Source organism: Pseudomonas helleri (genome assembly GCF_009600315.1).
Lineage (GTDB): Bacteria > Pseudomonadota > Gammaproteobacteria > Pseudomonadales > Pseudomonadaceae > Aquipseudomonas > Aquipseudomonas helleri_A.
Genome location: NZ_WIWC01000011.1, coordinates 37,232 through 52,970, shown reverse-complemented (window position 1 = coordinate 52,970; position 15,739 = coordinate 37,232). Strand labels below are relative to the sequence as shown.

The following is a 15,739-nucleotide window of genomic DNA, read 5'->3' as shown; positions in this document are numbered from 1 at the left end:
CAAAAAAAGTAGGGCCCACCTGTCAGAACCGCGCGAGAGCGGGGTTTGACAGGAGTTTTACCTTGGCTGAAACGTTTTAGTGATGAGTGTCGGAGGGCGACTCAACACCGGCGCCAGCGAACAGTTGGTCAACGTCGGCGGCATCAAACAAATACCGCTCGTTGCAGAACTGGCAGTCGATTTCGATGTGGCCATCGTGTTCGGCTACCAGAGTGAGCGCATCGGCATGACCCAGACTGGTCAGGGCATTGCCCGAGCGCTCGCGAGAGCAACTGCACTTGAACTCGATGAGTTCGTCGGGGAAGACGCGCAGCTCTTCTTCGTGGAACAGGCGAACCAAAATGGTTTCGTTGTCCAGGCCCAGCAACTCCTCGACCTTGAGGGTATCGCCCAACATGTTCAGGCGCTGCCAGCTCTCAGCGCGCTCGTCTTCGTCCTTGATCACTTCGGCCGGCAATTGCTGCAACAACATGCCGCGAGCACGCTTGCCATCGGCGGCGAGCCAAAAGCGGGTCGGCACCTGATGAGACATGACGAAATAATTGGTGAAGCAATCGGACAGGGTTTTACCGTCCAGATCGACAATGCCTTGGTAACGCTTGCCCACCGCCGGATCAATGGTGATGGCCAACACGCCATTAGGCATCAGGTCGCTCAACGTCGCGTCAGGCTTGATCTGATCCGCATTGAAGCGGGCAAGCCCGCGAATTTCACGGTCGCTGGTGCATTCAATCATCAGCAGCGGAACCGGGCCTTCAGACCGCGCTTGCAGGCTCATCAAACCGTCAAATTTCAGGCTGCCCACCAACAACGCAGCGGCGGCCATCAGCTCGCCCAGCAGTTGCTGCACCGGCTCTGGATACGCGTGCTTGGCCAGCACTTCAGCGTAGCTGTGATCCAGCGAAGCCAGTTCACCGCGGGTGTCGCTGTTGTCGAAGATGAAGCGCTGGGTGAAATCGGTTTTCGGTAGATTGGACATAGGAATAAGGTTCTAAAAGGGTGACTTAACAGGTTCGAGTCTAATGGATTTATATGGCGCCACACATACGCAGTTACAAGCATGGACGACGAGCACTCGACGTACGGTTCAGGTGGCGATGTGCTGCCGGCGCCAAATCCCGACCTAATCTTCTGCGCCGGACTCATGAAACTGATGTAACTGACGGCGCTGTTTCTTGGTCGGTTTACCCTCGCTGATGATGCCCATAGCGCCCGATTTGCGCAGGGCCGCCGCGTTTTCGCGCTTGGCGATGCTTTGTTCGGTTTCGGCGTACAAAGCCTGAGCCTCGGGCGCGCCGCGGCGCACAACAGACAAGGCTTTGACTAGCACCGTACGCTCTTCAAGACCCACACGAATCTGCAATTCGTCGCCGATGCGCGGCTCCTTGCTCGGCTTGCAGCGTTCGCCACGACAGTGAACCTTGCCACTTTCAATCGCGGCTTTAGCCAGTGCACGGGTTTTGTAGAAGCGGGCCGCCCACAACCACTTATCCAGACGAACCTTGTCGTCCTCTTCCGGTTTTTGCGCCACAGGAACTCCTCGTCACTCAAATAATCAGAACTGTACTACCGTTTTTATAGCGTCGATAAACATGACTCTTCTATAGAATGTCGCCTGCTCAAACTGACATGTTCAGGCAGCACACTGTAGCGCGTAGATAACGGTCGCCATTTGGCCCATATTCTGCGTGAATACCGCCCCTACGCTCTTTAAGCGTTGGCTCGGGGTTCTCCCGCAGCCCGTATACGTTAATCGCCGGTTACTACTATTGAAGACTTTTGATCATCTGACCGTTGTCGGTCTGCGCGAGTGGGTGGCGCTTCCCGATTTGGGAGTCGTTGGCCTGCGGGCGAAAATCGACACCGGCGCCAGTACCTCCAGCCTGCACGCCACTGAAATCGAGCCGTTTGTGCGCGACGGTGTCGAATGGGTTCGCTTCAACGCCCATTTGGGCACGCTGGTGCAATTGCGTCACCGCCATTGCGAAGCGCCTTTGGTGGCGATAAAAACCATCAAGAGTTCCAACGGTCACACGCAGGTTCGTTATGTGATCCGCACCGGCCTGGCGCTGGGCGATCGGGTATGGCCCGTCGAGTTCACCCTCGCGTGCCGCAAGTCCATGCGTTACCGCCTGCTGCTAGGCTCCAAAGCGCTGATCGATGGCCAACTGGTCGTCAATGCAGGGCTTAAATATGTACAAGACAAGCCGGTATTTCCGGTCACTACTACCTCTGCCACAGGTGTTGCATGAAGATCGCTGTGCTGTCGCGTAACCCGCGTCTGTATTCCACTCGTCGTCTGGTTGAAGCCGGGACTGAACGAGGCCATGAAATGGTAGTGATCGATACCCTGCGGGCCTATATGAACATTGCCAGTCATAAGCCGCAGATCCATTACCGCGGCAAGCCGCTGGAAGGCTTCGACGCCGTTATCCCGCGTATTGGCGCATCCGTGACCTTCTATGGCTGCGCGGTACTGCGCCAATTCGAAATGATGGGCGTTTTCCCGCTCAACGAGTCCGTGGCCATTGCCCGGTCGCGGGACAAGCTGCGCTCGCTGCAACTGTTGTCGCGACGCGGGCTGGGCTTGCCGGTCACCGGTTTCGCCCACTCGCCAGACGACATTCCCGACCTGATCGAAATGGTCAATGGCGCACCGCTGGTCATCAAGGTGCTGGAAGGCACACAAGGCATCGGCGTTGTGCTGTGCGAAACCGCGACAGCGGCCGAGTCGGTGATTGAAGCCTTCATGGGCCTCAAGCAAAACATCATGGTGCAGGAATACATCAAGGAAGCCGGCGGCGCCGATATTCGCTGTTTCGTGGTGGGTGACAAGGTGATTGCGGCCATGAAGCGTCAGGCCAAACCGGGAGAGTTTCGTTCCAACCTGCACCGTGGCGGCAGCGCCAGCCTGATCAAGATCACCCCGGAAGAGCGCATGACGGCCATTCGCGCCGCCAAGGTCATGGGGTTGAGCGTGGCAGGTGTGGACATCTTGCGTTCCAACCACGGCCCGTTGGTGCTGGAGGTCAACTCATCGCCGGGGCTGGAAGGTATTGAAACCACCACGGGCAAGAACGTGGCCGGGATCATCATTGAGCATCTGGAAAAAAACAGCAGCCCACACATGACCCGCACCAAAGGCAAAGGCTAATCCCGAATCCGTAGCAGCTGCCGAAGGCTGCGTCCGGCGGCGAAGTCGTCGTAAAACCAGAAGACCGCACACTCAGGTTTTACGATCGCTGCGCAATCGGACGCAGCCTACGGCAGCTGCTACGGAGTTTCCCAACGTTACACCGCCCCTCTTGGCAACATCAGGCCCAAGGGCAGTCGCACTCTTGCTTCAAGGCCACCGCCGGCACGGTTGCGCAGTTCAACATTGCCGCCGTGCATGGAGGCGATTCGTTTGACGATCGCCAGGCCCAAGCCCGTACCTTTGCCGCCCCGCGCACGATCACCGCGAATAAACGGGTTGAAGATGTCTTCAAGCTCGGACGAGTCAATACCCGGCCCGCGGTCCAACACACTTAACACCACATACGGCGCACTGTTGTCGCCCGAGACATAGGCAGCAACTTCGACGTCACCGCCCGCATGGTGCAGCGCATTACCGATCAAGTTGTTGAGCAGGCGCTTCATCGATACCCGGCGCAACGCGAACGGCTGGATCGGCTGCAAACGCAGTCGCACTTGCTCTTCGTTCTGGTTATAGGGTGCCACCACTTCGCGAATCAACTCACCCAGATCGACTTCTTCCACCGGCTCATCGCGCCCGTCGCGGATGAACGCCAGGAACTGGTCAAGGATGGCATCCATGTCTTCAATGTCGCGCACCATGTCGTCAGTCAGGTCGTTGTGATTACCCATCAGCTCCAATGACAGACGCAAGCGTGTAAGCGGTGTTCGCAAGTCGTGAGACACGCCCGCCAGCATCAGCTCCCGCTCACGCCCTGCCTGTTCGACGTCTTCGGCCATCTGGTTGAAGGCGCTGTACACCTCGGTCATTTCACTCGGAGTATCACTGATTGGTAATCGCACACTGCGCCCCTGCCCAAGTTGCCGGGCGGCATAGACCAGACGTTTGAGCGGCTGATTGAGTTGACTGACGAAAATCCAGGCGGAAGCGGTCGACAGCAAGCCAATGGCCAGAAACCACCCCAATACACTCCAGATTTTCTGCCCACGTAACGGGTGCGGGTACAACGGCACTTTCAGCCAGCCGTCGCCCAGACTCGGGGCGCGAACCCAAAGCGCTGGCGGGGCATGCATGCGCAACCGAACTTCGGTATCGGCCCCCAGTTCTGACTGCATCTGCCGTTCATAGATTTCACTGTAGGGCCAATGCTGCTCGCCTTCAGGCACACCGCCACCGACCACACGAATCAGCCCGGCGGCATCGGCAATTTTGCCGCGATTTTCCTCATCGGCGGCCCAATAAGCGCGCAGGGTCAGTGCCACGCCGTGGCTGTATTGGCGATCCACCAGCATGTCTTCGTTCATCAACAGATACACCAAGGTCAGCGCCTTGGAGAACAACACGACGATCAGAACCAGCCAGAGGGTGCGGGAGAAAAAACTTTGGGGGAACCACAGAGGGGTTTTCATACACATTCACACGTTGCAGGAGCGAGCTTAAAGGCCCGCATCGATTGAAATCGCGAGCCCTTCAAATGCCCATGCTCCTGCAAGGCTCGCTCCTACAGATGGTGAGTTACTTGGTGGCGTTGCCATCCGGCACAAACACATAACCTACGCCCCAGACAGTCTGGATATAGCGCGGTTTGGACGGGTCAGGTTCAATCATGCGGCGCAGGCGGGAGATTTGAACGTCGATTGAACGCTCCAGCGCATCCCACTCACGACCACGGGCCAGATTCATCAGCTTGTCGCGGGTCAACGGCTCGCGGGCATGCATGACCAGGGCTTTAAGCACGGCAAACTCACCGGTGGTGAGCATATGCACTTCATCGCCGCGTTTAAGCTCACGGGTGGCCAGTGACAACTCGTAGTCGCCAAAGGACACGCTTTCATCTTCGCTGCCCGGTGCGCCCGGCACCGGCGCCGCCTGACGGCGCAATACCGCTTTGACCCGCGCCATTAGCTCATCAGGATTGAAAGGCTTGGCCAAATAATCATCAGCACCCAGCTCCAGACCTTTGATACGGCTCAGCTCATCGCCCTTGGCCGTCAGCATAATGATCGGGATCTGATTGTTCGCGGCACGCAAGCGGCGGCAGGCAGAAAGGCCGTCTTCACCGGGCAGCATCAGGTCCAGAACGATCAGGTTGAACACCTCACGAGCCAGCAAACGGTCCATTTGCTCAGTGTTTGGCACAGCTCTAGCACGGTAGCCCTTGCTGGTGAAGAAACGCTCCAGCAGGCTGTTGAGCCCCGGATCGTCATCAACGATGAGAATTTTTTCGCCTTCTGCCGGCTGTGCAATGCTGCTCATTTAGTAGCTCCTGTGATCTCGGCGCGCATTATGGCGTAGCTGCGGCCCTGCGCATGGTGTGCATTGTTAGCAGATTTTTCCTTCACTAACAGTAGACCTCTAGACAAGCCCACAGTGCGCAGTCCCCCGAATCCGGGAACGCTGGTTATAATGCGCCGCCTTTTGTCTCTGGCAACCCTGGATTCTCAAAAAAATTGCGCCCGACATTATTTTTTCAAGTGCGGGCGTAATGTGCTGATTTCGCGGGTCAACAGGCTGCCCTTTTGGCCCAGGTAGCGGCGCTCTTCAAGCCGCTCAACCAGCCTCGCAAGCCTTCAAGCCCGGGCCTGCGAGCCTGCTTCACAATTTGTCAGGTGGTTTTATGGACAGCATCAACAGCCGCATCGCCGAAGAACTTGGCGTGCGTCCGCAGCAGGTCGAAGCGGCCGTCGCTCTTCTGGATGAAGGCTCCACCGTACCCTTCATCTCCCGCTACCGTAAGGAAGTGACCGGCAGCCTGGATGACACTCAGTTACGTCATCTGGAAGAACGCCTGCGCTACCTGCGAGAACTCGATGAACGGCGCATCAGCATCCTTGCCAGCATCGAAGAGCAAGGCAAACTGACCCCCGAGCTTGCCCGCGACATCAAACTCGCCGAGACCAAAACCCGCCTCGAAGACCTGTACTTGCCGTACAAACAGAAGCGCCGCACCAAGGGCCAGATTGCCCTGGAAGCGGGCCTGGGCGAGTTGGCCGACGGTGTATTCAACGACCCGACCCTGAACCCGGAAACCGAAGCCGCCCGTTTTGTCGATGCCGAAAAAGGCGTGGCAGACGTCAAGGCTGCTCTGGATGGCGCCAAGTACATCCTGATGGAGCGCTTCGCCGAGGACGCCAGCCTGCTGGATAAACTGCGCAGCTTCCTGAAACAAGAAGCCGTGCTCAGCGCCCGCGTGATCGCCGGTAAAGAAGAGGAAGGCGCCAAGTTCCGCGACTACTTCGAACACGACGAACCGCTCAAAAGCATGCCTTCACACCGCGCACTGGCGATTTTCCGTGGTCGCAACGAAGGCATTCTCAGCTCTTCGCTCAAAGTTGGTGAAGAACTGCCCGGCACCATGCACCCTGGCGAAATGATGATTGCCCAGCGCTTCGGCCTGGAAAATCAAAACCGCCCGGCGGACAAATGGCTGGGCGAAGTGGTGCGCTGGACCTGGAAGGTCAAGCTCTACACCCACCTCGAAACCGACCTGTTGGGTGAGCTGCGCGACGCGGCTGAAACCGAAGCCATCAACGTCTTCGCGCACAACCTGCACGACTTGCTGCTGGCCGCGCCTGCTGGCCCGCGCGCCACGCTTGGCCTCGATCCGGGCCTGCGTACCGGCTGCAAAATCGCCGTGGTCGACGCCACCGGCAAAATGCTCGAACACGCCACCGTGTACCCCCACGTGCCGCACAACAAATGGGACCAGACCATTTCGATCATGGCGGCCCTGTGCGCCAAGCACTCGGTTGACCTGATCGCCATCGGCAACGGCACCGCCAGCCGCGAAAGCGACAAGCTTGTGATCGACCTGATGAAGAAATACCCGGCCCTGAAAGTCACCAAAGTCATGGTGTCCGAAGCAGGCGCCTCGGTGTACTCGGCCTCGGAACTGGCGGCCAAGGAATTCCCGGATCTGGACGTTTCGATTCGCGGCGCCGTATCCATTGCCCGTCGCCTGCAAGACCCGCTCGCGGAGCTGGTGAAAATCGACCCTAAATCCATCGGTGTCGGCCAATACCAACACGACGTGTCCCAGCTCAAACTGGCACGGGGTCTGGACGCAGTGGTCGAAGACTGCGTAAACGCCGTGGGCGTGGACGTGAACACCGCCTCGGTGGCGCTGCTGGCTCGAATCTCGGGCCTCAATGCCACGCTGGCGCAAAACATCGTCAGCCATCGCGACGAAAATGGTGCTTTCAAAACCCGTGCGGCGCTGAAAAAAGTCAGCCGTCTGGGCGAAAAAACCTTCGAGCAGGCTGCCGGCTTCTTGCGCGTGATGAATGGCGACAACCCTCTGGACGCTTCCGCGGTTCACCCTGAAGCCTACCCGCTGGTTAAACGCATTGCCTCGAACACTGATCGCGACATTCGCTCACTGATTGGCGACGCGAGCTTCCTCAAGCGTCTGGACCCAAAAACCTTCACCGACGAAACCTTTGGCCTGCCGACCGTGACCGACATTCTGCAAGAACTTGAAAAGCCAGGTCGCGACCCGCGTCCCGAGTTCAAGACCGCCGAGTTCCAGGAAGGCGTTGAAGACCTCAAGGACTTGCAACTGGGCATGATTCTGGAAGGTGTCGTGACCAACGTGACCAACTTCGGTGCCTTCGTCGATATTGGCGTGCATCAGGATGGTTTGGTGCATATCTCGGCCTTGTCCGAGAAATTCATCAAAGACCCGCGTGAAGCAGTGAAAGCCGGTGACGTGGTCAAGGTCAAGGTGATGGAAGTCGACATCCCGCGTAAGCGCGTCGGCCTGTCGATGCGCATGAGCGACACGCCCGGCGAGAAAATCGATGGCGCGCGGGGTGCTCGCCCGGGCTCGGCACCGCGTCAGCAAAACAGCGCACCGCGTAAGGAAACCGTGGCTGCAGCCCCGGCCAATAACGCGATGGCCTCGTTGTTTGCCAACGCCAAACAGCTGAAGAAACGCTAATGGCGCTCCCGGACGGCCTGACCCAAAGCGCGTTCAGCGAGTTGATCGGTTGCCGCGTGCAGTCTGTGCAAGACGGCGTCGCGCACGTTGCGCTGAGCCTTGAACCACAGCTGCGCAACCGGGGCGGCAAACTGCATGGCGGTGTGTTGTTCAGCCTGGTCGATATCAGCATGGGGCTGGCGTGTTCCAGCGTTCATGGCTTTGACCAACAAAGCGTGACCATCGAGTGCAAGATCAACTACATACGTGCCGTATCTGAAGGTGAAGTGGTGTGCATTGCCACCGTTATTCACCCCGGCCGGCGCACGTTGGTGGTTGAAGCCGATGTACTGCAAGGCGACAAACTCGTCGCAAAAGCGCAAGGCACGTTCGCTGTGCTGTAGCGGCCACCTGCCATTTGAGTTAATTTCGGCACTGCATAAGCGGTGTCGAAATGCGCTTGAAGCGCCGCGAGCCGAAACAGGGACGGGGCTGTGCGTTGCCGACAAAAAACCAGGCGACCACGCCAGTTTCAACTTCACCCTTGTAGACCGTCCTGACCACCCCCATATTGGGGCGACTGACGCGTGAAGGAATCCAACTTGAGCCAACTTCTCAACCGCCGCCTGGCTCTGCTCGGTGAGCGCGCCAACCTGACTTTGCTTGAGCAATGCCTGCACGGTATCGAGCGCGAATGCCTGCGTGTCACGGGCGATGCCCGCCTGGCGCAAACGCCACACCCTGAAGCACTGGGCTCGGCCCTGACCAACGACCAAATCACCACCGACTATTCCGAGTCGCTGCTGGAGTTCATCACCCCGGCCCTGCCTGACCCGGCAGAGACGCTGGCCAGCCTCGACAAGATTCACCGTTTTGCCTACAGCAAGCTCGGCAACGAGTTCCTGTGGAGCCCTTCGATGCCGTGCCCATTACCGGCCGAAGAAGACATCCCGATTGCCTACTACGGCACGTCCAATATCGGCCAGCTCAAGTACGTATATCGCAAGGGCCTTGCCCTGCGTTACGGCAAAACCATGCAATGCATTGCCGGCATTCACTACAACTTCAGCCTGCCTGAAGCGCTGTGGCCGGTGCTCAAAGAGGCAGAAGGGTTTGTCGGCACCGACCGCGACTATCAGTCGGATGCCTACATTGCCTTGATTCGTAACTTCCGCCGTCACAGCTGGCTGTTGATGTACCTGTTTGGCGCCTCGCCTGCGCTGGACGCCGGCTTCTTGCGCGGCCGTGCGCACCAGTTGGAGCAACTGGACGCCGACACGCTGTACCTGCCGTACGCCACCAGCCTGCGCATGAGCGACCTGGGTTACCAGAGCAACGCCCAGGCCGGACTGACACCGTGCTACAACAACCTCGACAGCTACACCGACAGCCTGCGCAAAGCGGTGGCCACGCCCTACCCGCCGTATGTCGAAATCGGCACGCACAAAGATGGCGAGTGGGTGCAACTGAACACCAACATCCTGCAAATCGAAAACGAGTACTACTCCAACATCCGCCCCAAGCGCGTGACCTACACCGGCGAGCGCCCGATTCAGGCGCTGGTGGCCCGTGGTGTGCAGTACGTTGAAGTGCGCTTGCTGGACATCAACCCGTTTCTGCCGGTGGGTATCGACTTGCCCGAGGCGCGTTTTCTGGATGCGTTCCTGCTGTACTGCGCCTTCAACGACAGCCCGCAATTTGATAACGCAGAGTGCAGCAGTTGCACCTCCAACTTTGCGAGTGTGGTCAAAGAAGGCCGCCGTCCGGGCCTGCAACTGCAACGCGATGGGCAAGCGGTCGACATGAAGGAATGGGCGGCAGAACTGCTGGAGCAGATTGCTCCGCTGGCGGCCTTGCTTGACCAGAGCCACGGCGGCGATGCACATAGCAAAGCGTTGGACGAGCAGTTGGCCAAGGTCAAGGACGTGTCACTGACACCGTCCGCCAAGGTATTGGCCAGCATGGCCGAGCATAAAGAAAGCTTCGCCCAGTTCTCGATGCGCCAGAGCCTGGCCCATGCCGAGTACTTTCGCAGTGAGCCGTTGAATGCTGAAGAGCAAACGGCATTCGAAGAAAAAGCGCGCACGTCACTGCAAGAACAAATCGAAACCGAGCAAATCGAACAGGGTGATTTCGACCAATTTGTGGCTTCGTATCAGGCGAGTATTTTGGCAATCAGTAACTGAGGTGTGTTGCAGGCGCTGGTTTTTTATCAGCGCCTGTGCAGTCAAAACTTTCATACCTATCAGGTCAAGCGACACACCCAATAAATAGCGTCAACTCTACTAATTGGGGCTGTCCTAAAAGCTTCGCGAACAGTTTTGCTTGATCACGTGTAAGTTCCTCTTCGCCGCCTAAAGCTTCTTCCAGAGTATTCCATCCCATTATTCCGAGTGCAGAACGCTCAAGACCTTCTTTGAATAAGAATTTGTACTTCACCAAATCATCATCAGTCGGCTCCGGGAGAAAACCTGTTAGTCGTAGCTCCATTTTTACCTCTCGTTTATTTAGGCGTGGTTTGTTTGCCTGTATTCGGATCCAACTCACCAAAAACCTTCCCACGCTTGTTGTATTTCTCTAATTTTCCATGCACAGACTTGAAGTGAAATCATGGAAATCTACCCAGCATTACATCAAGCGTTAATTTTTATAGTTAAATGAAATCTGATAATTAAATAAACACAAATCTATTGAATGCATAAACAAGGGTTGCAAAATAGTTAGCCACTCATTCGCAACATCGAATTCTCCGTTATTAATGTCATGATCTATTGAAAGCCCAAGTTCATCCATGACACTCACGTCGTCCCCGAAGTCTTGGGAAAACTCTACTCCCTCTCCCTGTCCTGTGCTTCTGTCATACCAAGCCAGTCTTAATTTCAAGCCCATCGCATACCTCACAACAATCGTAAAGCACAACACTAGTTTAAATGGCACCCCGCCGGCCTGGACTTTTGCGCAGCAGATCGCAGCCTACGTGCCTCGGCAGCGACTACAAAACCTGTGCTGCACCTCCACACTAAAAATCATTGATCTCGATATACGAAAGAAATCTGATAGTCATAAATATCCATATCAATCGAATGTTGGAACAATGGCTGCAAAACAACAAGCCACTCACTTTTCATATCAAAACCCCCATTGTTTACATTGTGTGCAACAGGAATCTGTAGCTTATCCATAACCGCACTGTCTCCCCCAAAGTCAATAGAGTATTCCTGTCCCACACCGCGCTCTGTTTCCTTATCAAACCAATCAAGCTCTACTCTAAAACCCACGTGCAACCTCACAGATATTTTTTGATATTACGACCACATGCACGAACACGCTGAAACGGAGAAGATAGAAGTTGGCGATTTCGACCTGTTTTTTGCGTCGTATCAGGCACTGGCTTTACCAGCGCCTGCGAGGTCAAAACTTTCATATCCATCAGGTCAAGCGACACACCCAATAAATAGCGTCAACTTTACTAACTGGGGCTGGCCTAAAAGCTTCGCGAACAGTATTGCTTGGTCGGGTGATACCTCAGTCTCCCAACCGCCTGCGTCCTCTAACGATTTCCAACCCATAATCTCAAGTGCGTCAGCCTCCAGATCTCCCCCCAAGGCCTGCTTGAATTTCAAAGAATCATCCGGGTCCGGCTCCGGTAAAAAACCCGTCATTTGAAAATACATTGTTTCAGTCCTATTGCTTCAGGGAAGACATGTCGACTCTTGATACGTATTTCATGCTTCAACTCTAATGCTGGTACTCTACAGTTCCGACGCTTAATTGCTTAACTTGCATAATTCGCAAGGTACAAATCTAAATTATCCGGAAGTTCTATTGAGACAAGCGACGCAATCTGCGCAGCTTGATCGGGAGAGACTGGAAAATCCACGCCAATACAATCAGTACTTTCAGCCCAATGCATAATAAGAATTAAGTCTGAAACGCATAGATCTATTTTTTGCTTGTAAACCAGTTCGTCTTTACCTTTCTGAAAACCCATTATAAATATCATGGCTCAGCACTCCGGGGCTTATCAGCAGGGTTTGTTTGTTCGCCAGTCCAATAACCGCTCTGTCTCCCCCAACGCCAATAGAGTATTCCTGTCCCACACAGCACTCTATTTACTTATCAAACCAATCAAGCTCTACTCTAAGACCCATTTTCAACCTCACAGGTATTTTTTAATATTACGGCCATTTTTCGGAGTGTCGTCTATCCCCTCAATAACTAGGCATAGCTGCTGAGCTGAAAAACATAGCGCTGATCATAAATTCTCTGACCGAGAAGTTCTTCAAGTAGTTGAATTTGCCTAGAACTCAGGTCATATCCGAATATTTCATCCTCAGGCTCTGTCCACCCCATGATTTCCTTGAGCTTTGGATGGTTTTGCTGAGGAATTTCAATTTCAAAAATCATAAGCTCTGTCATTTTATCAAAGGCACAAATTGTGTGATTCATGGCTCAATACTCCTGCCGCTGTCTGCGACAGTTCCAACGTTTGCTGGAAGGACGCAGCGCATGGGCCTACGCATTTGCAGGAGCGAGCGTGCGCGGCCTTGAAGTAAACAGCATGCCGGTCTAAACGGCACTTCATCAAGCGCTAACGTTTATAGTTAAATGAAACTTGGTAGTCGAATTCATTTAAGTCTATGCGATGCACAAACAAGGGCTGCAACGTTGTGAGCCATTCACGCCCCACATCAAAGCAACCGTTATTGACATTTTTTTTAATTGATAGTCCTAGCGTCTCAACGATAGTGCAATCTTTACCGAAATCTTCAGACGTTTCGTCTTCAACAATAAATTCTGTTTTTTTGTCATACCACGAAAGCTCGACTGTTAATCCCATCACTCACCTCACAGATATTTTTTTAAAAATTATCACCACCTGCACGAAAAAGCCGAAACCGAAAAAATAGAAGATTTGCGATTTCGACCTGTTTTTGGCGTCGTATCAGGCGCTGGTTTTAGCAGCGCCTGCCAACCGCTTATTGCATGTGACAATAGTTTTTCAACTATTACACGTCAGATAAAAATCAAGATCTTTCGGAAGCTCGAAAGAACAATATTTTTCAAGAGCTGAAATTTGTTGGGCTGTCAGTAGATAGTCATAAAGACAATCCTCGTCTTCCTCCCAACCCATAACCAATGTGAGGTCCGACAGCGATATTTCTATCTCTTGTTGGAAGGACGCAACGTCTTCATTTTTAGCAACACCCATCAGTACATGCTTCATGGCTCAATGGTCCTTGTCCGGGCGACTGGCTAGTCTGCGTTTCAGTGACGCACCGCGACGCTTGAATGCACCATGTGTAGGAGCGAGTTTTAAGTAAACAACATGCCGGTCTACCCGGCACTTCATCAAGCGCTAACGTTTATAGTTAAATGAAACTTGGTAGTCGAATTCTTTTAAGTCTATGCGGTGCTCAAACAAGGGCTGTAACGTTGTGAGCCATTCCAGCCCCACATCAAAGCAACCGTTATTGACATCATCTTTTATTGAAAGGCTTAGCGCCTCAACGATAGTGCAATCGTTGCCAAAATCTTCAGACGTTTCTTCTTCAATAATAAATTTCGTTTTTTTGTCATACCACGAAAGCTCGACTGTTAATCCCATCACTCACCTCACAAATATTTTTTGATATTTCTATTTTTTTTGGGGGGCCCCACCTGCTGCCCCGTTATAGGATCGAACGCCCCTAAATGACTGCCGTCACTTGTTAGATACACTTCGAGCTCTCCATGCTGAGAATCCCACTCATAGACTCTCCTCCCCTTAGAATCTATCCAGCGAGCACGAGTGCCACCACCACCCACTTTAGGCGTCTCGCCCTTTACTTTGGTGAGGCCTGGAAAACCGCTAATAGCTGCGGTCTTAGGTGGCAAATGATACGAATGATCGGGCTCGGTTACCCCCTTGCGCGGCACATTCAAAACAATATAAAGCGGCAACACCCCCGAGTCAGCCGGGAACACAAGAATGAAGTCTTTGTAGTCCGGCGGGTAGATCGGGTTGACGATGATGGTGTCGGCGTTTTTGGTCGGTGGGAAGATCCAGATCTGCGGGGTGTGTGGCGCGCCTTTTAACGGTGGAATGCCGAGGGTGTTTGTGGGATCAATCGCGGGCGTCCAGATTAATTCGACACCGTCACCAAAGTCGGCGACCTGTTGCGCGCCGCGCTGGCTGAACTGGATGACGTCGATCATTTCCCATTCGGGTTTTGAGCCAGTGTAGAAGCCATACCCTTTGAGCGAACCATCTGCCTGCGGCTCAACGTACAAGCGCATTCGGGTACGGGCTTGTTTGAGTGAGCGCAGTTGGTCTTCGGTGTATAACGCGCTGTCGCCCAGTGAAGACGGCCAGAACAAGGCAATAAAACCTAATAAACCGCTGGCAATCATTGTTCCGCCAGTGGCCGCGCCGACTCCGCTGGCGGTTGCTCCAGTGGCCGCGCCGCCCAAAGCCAAACCGCCCACACCCGCGGGAACTGCGCCACTGATTAGCTCCAGTGGCACTAACCCGGAATTGTCTGCCTGCCGGGCTCCCAAAATTGCGAAGGTGCCGTAATCACTCAGGCTGTCGACGGGCACAAAGCCTGCAGGGTCGTTGTAGTTAATTACGGCGTCGGGCAGTTTGCAGGACTTGGCGAATACACATCCCCGGCGCTCGGCATCAGGGCGTTTCTGCTCCGCGAAATCCGCTTGGCGGCGCTCCATGTAAGCTTCTTGTCGCGCCTGCATGGCCTCGTACTGGGTTATCAGGACTTCGCGTTCTTTGAGTTCAGCGGGGGTCATGTCGTCGTAGTACGAATAACCTTGTCCCGCGTCGCCCCCTGAATGCCGACGTGTTCGAATGAGTCCTTTCTGACTGGCCATGTGACGCTTTCCTGGGGGAGAGCGCCGCACGTTATCGGCATAAAAAATTTGCCGAAATCAGCTGAGTCTGGAGTCTTTGTAGGGCCGTGGATTTTTTGTTGAGTGATTTGTATTAGGCGCGAATGGAGATACGTGCACTCAAAAGCGCTGCCTCCTACGCGAATAGCGGCAATGGACGACTTCTGAATTTAAGGAGCGGGCGTACTGTGCACCGTCGCTGAAAAAAACAGTGGCCGGGCCTGGAAACCTGAATAACAATTGCGCGCCTTGGCGCCATCTATCACTCAGATAGTTGGCGTTTTATATGCATTAGCCTTCGCGTTATGACGGCTGTGCGCGGGAGATCTTCGGATCTGCCGGGTTTGCGCTTTTGTCCCGGTTTCCAGCCTGCGTACAGCTGTCACCTTTGCCTAAACACAACTGTGGCAGCTCTTAATCCTATTAGGAGCACGCTTGATGATGAAACCGCCCCCCATCACCACCCTCGGCGCCGTGACCTTTGGCCCTTGCGGCGAAGACAATATCGACCTCTTTCGCGTTAACCCCAATGTGCCTTTACGTCAGGCGCTGGAGCAGGTGTCTGCGTTGTTGTATTGCGCCAAGAAACTCGCACTTGATGCCGCTGTGGGCAAAGACAGTCAGCGTCATGCCTGGGCTTCGTACTATTTGTGTGAGATGGGCAAGGCCGTCATTGATGATGTGTGTTTACGGGAGTTTTGATGGCTAGCGCGCAAGACCCTCACCCCAACCCTCTCCCA

General features: G+C 54.7%; 21 protein-coding genes. 6 read left to right on the top strand and 15 right to left on the bottom strand.

The annotated features are described in order from the left end of the window. Nucleotides 1-76: 76 nt before the first annotated feature. Both hslO and GHN86_RS09350 read right to left on the bottom strand, forming a co-directional pair. Entirely contained in the window at nt 77-979 is a 903-nt protein-coding gene (hslO, locus tag GHN86_RS09355) for an Hsp33 family molecular chaperone HslO (RefSeq protein ID WP_153378103.1), read from the bottom strand. Between the two features lie 144 nt (nt 980-1,123). Continuing rightward, nucleotides 1,124-1,531: an RNA-binding S4 domain-containing protein gene (locus tag GHN86_RS09350; protein ID WP_323369229.1), complete on the bottom strand. Its 408-nt coding sequence runs from the start codon at nt 1,529-1,531 to the stop codon at nt 1,124-1,126. A 271-nt stretch (nt 1,532-1,802) separates the two neighbouring features. Here GHN86_RS09350 and GHN86_RS09345 point away from each other — a divergent pair, with 271 nt between their 5' ends. Both GHN86_RS09345 and rimK read left to right on the top strand, forming a co-directional pair. Beyond that, on the top strand, nt 1,803-2,252 hold the full coding sequence (locus GHN86_RS09345; protein WP_194286199.1) for an ATP-dependent zinc protease: 450 nt from the start codon (nt 1,803-1,805) through the stop codon (nt 2,250-2,252). Further along, nucleotides 2,249-3,154, top strand: a complete 906-nt coding sequence (gene rimK / locus GHN86_RS09340; protein WP_153378105.1) for a 30S ribosomal protein S6--L-glutamate ligase — start codon at nt 2,249-2,251, stop codon at nt 3,152-3,154. Before GHN86_RS09345 ends, rimK begins: the two co-directional genes overlap by 4 nt. Nucleotides 3,155-3,291: 137 nt before the next feature. Here rimK and GHN86_RS09335 read toward each other — a convergent pair whose 3' ends face one another. Further along, nucleotides 3,292-4,605: an ATP-binding protein gene (locus tag GHN86_RS09335; protein ID WP_153378106.1), complete on the bottom strand. Its 1,314-nt coding sequence runs from the start codon at nt 4,603-4,605 to the stop codon at nt 3,292-3,294. Between the two features lie 106 nt (nt 4,606-4,711). Further along, complete coding sequence (gene ompR / locus GHN86_RS09330) at nt 4,712-5,452, bottom strand: two-component system response regulator OmpR (RefSeq protein ID WP_153378107.1); 741 nt, start codon at nt 5,450-5,452, stop codon at nt 4,712-4,714. 361 nt (nt 5,453-5,813) lie between these two features. On the opposite strand from ompR, the gene GHN86_RS09325 reads away from it, so the two are divergent. The 3 genes from GHN86_RS09325 (at nt 5,814) to gshA (ending at nt 10,300) form a co-directional block, all read left to right on the top strand. After that, complete coding sequence (locus GHN86_RS09325) at nt 5,814-8,135, top strand: Tex family protein (RefSeq protein ID WP_153378108.1); 2,322 nt, start codon at nt 5,814-5,816, stop codon at nt 8,133-8,135. Beyond that, a complete protein-coding gene (locus tag GHN86_RS09320; RefSeq protein WP_153378109.1) occupies nt 8,135-8,518 on the top strand; it encodes a PaaI family thioesterase in 384 nt (127 codons plus the stop codon). The genes GHN86_RS09325 and GHN86_RS09320 overlap by 1 nt, the downstream gene beginning before the upstream one ends. A gap of 198 nt (nt 8,519-8,716) precedes the next feature. Then, entirely contained in the window at nt 8,717-10,300 is a 1,584-nt protein-coding gene (gshA, locus tag GHN86_RS09315; protein ID WP_153378110.1) for a glutamate--cysteine ligase, read from the top strand. Nucleotides 10,301-10,364: 64 nt separating this feature from the next. On the opposite strand, the gene GHN86_RS09310 is transcribed toward gshA, so the two are convergent. The 11 genes from GHN86_RS09310 to GHN86_RS09265 form a co-directional block, all read right to left on the bottom strand. Further along, on the bottom strand, nt 10,365-10,604 hold the full coding sequence (locus tag GHN86_RS09310) for a pyocin S6 family toxin immunity protein (RefSeq protein WP_153378111.1): 240 nt from the start codon (nt 10,602-10,604) through the stop codon (nt 10,365-10,367). Nucleotides 10,605-10,617: 13 nt separating this feature from the next. Beyond that, the gene (locus GHN86_RS09305; protein WP_323369230.1) at nt 10,618-10,707 is read right to left on the bottom strand and encodes a colicin E3/pyocin S6 family cytotoxin; all 90 of its coding nucleotides are present in this window, start codon (nt 10,705-10,707) and stop codon (nt 10,618-10,620) included. 47 nt (nt 10,708-10,754) lie between these two features. Continuing rightward, entirely contained in the window at nt 10,755-11,003 is a 249-nt protein-coding gene (locus GHN86_RS09300; protein WP_153378112.1) for a colicin E3-like toxin immunity protein, read from the bottom strand. A gap of 137 nt (nt 11,004-11,140) precedes the next feature. Further along, nucleotides 11,141-11,392 carry a colicin E3-like toxin immunity protein gene (locus tag GHN86_RS09295; RefSeq protein WP_323369231.1) on the bottom strand — a complete coding sequence of 84 codons (252 nt, stop codon included), beginning with the start codon at nt 11,390-11,392 and terminating at the stop codon, nt 11,141-11,143. Nucleotides 11,393-11,548: 156 nt separating this feature from the next. After that, nucleotides 11,549-11,776 (bottom strand): pyocin S6 family toxin immunity protein, encoded by a 228-nt coding sequence (locus GHN86_RS24060; protein WP_416333491.1) that lies wholly within the window; start codon nt 11,774-11,776, stop codon nt 11,549-11,551. 113 nt (nt 11,777-11,889) lie between these two features. Then, complete coding sequence (locus GHN86_RS09290) at nt 11,890-12,105, bottom strand: hypothetical protein (protein ID WP_228384887.1); 216 nt, start codon at nt 12,103-12,105, stop codon at nt 11,890-11,892. A gap of 227 nt (nt 12,106-12,332) precedes the next feature. Next, nucleotides 12,333-12,563, bottom strand: a complete 231-nt coding sequence (locus GHN86_RS09285; protein ID WP_153378113.1) for a hypothetical protein — start codon at nt 12,561-12,563, stop codon at nt 12,333-12,335. A gap of 142 nt (nt 12,564-12,705) precedes the next feature. Continuing rightward, complete coding sequence (locus GHN86_RS09280; RefSeq protein ID WP_153378114.1) at nt 12,706-12,954, bottom strand: colicin E3-like toxin immunity protein; 249 nt, start codon at nt 12,952-12,954, stop codon at nt 12,706-12,708. A gap of 162 nt (nt 12,955-13,116) precedes the next feature. Next, the gene (locus GHN86_RS09275; RefSeq protein ID WP_153378115.1) at nt 13,117-13,341 is read right to left on the bottom strand and encodes a hypothetical protein; all 225 of its coding nucleotides are present in this window, start codon (nt 13,339-13,341) and stop codon (nt 13,117-13,119) included. A gap of 132 nt (nt 13,342-13,473) precedes the next feature. Beyond that, nucleotides 13,474-13,722, bottom strand: coding sequence for a colicin E3-like toxin immunity protein (locus GHN86_RS09270; RefSeq protein WP_153378116.1), 249 nt, complete (start codon nt 13,720-13,722; stop codon nt 13,474-13,476). 8 nt (nt 13,723-13,730) lie between these two features. Next, entirely contained in the window at nt 13,731-14,981 is a 1,251-nt protein-coding gene (locus GHN86_RS09265; protein ID WP_153378117.1) for a colicin E3/pyocin S6 family cytotoxin, read from the bottom strand. 456 nt (nt 14,982-15,437) lie between these two features. Here GHN86_RS09265 and GHN86_RS09260 point away from each other — a divergent pair, with 456 nt between their 5' ends. Beyond that, on the top strand, nt 15,438-15,701 hold the full coding sequence (locus GHN86_RS09260) for a DUF3077 domain-containing protein (RefSeq protein ID WP_153378118.1): 264 nt from the start codon (nt 15,438-15,440) through the stop codon (nt 15,699-15,701). Nucleotides 15,702-15,739 lie beyond the last annotated feature (38 nt).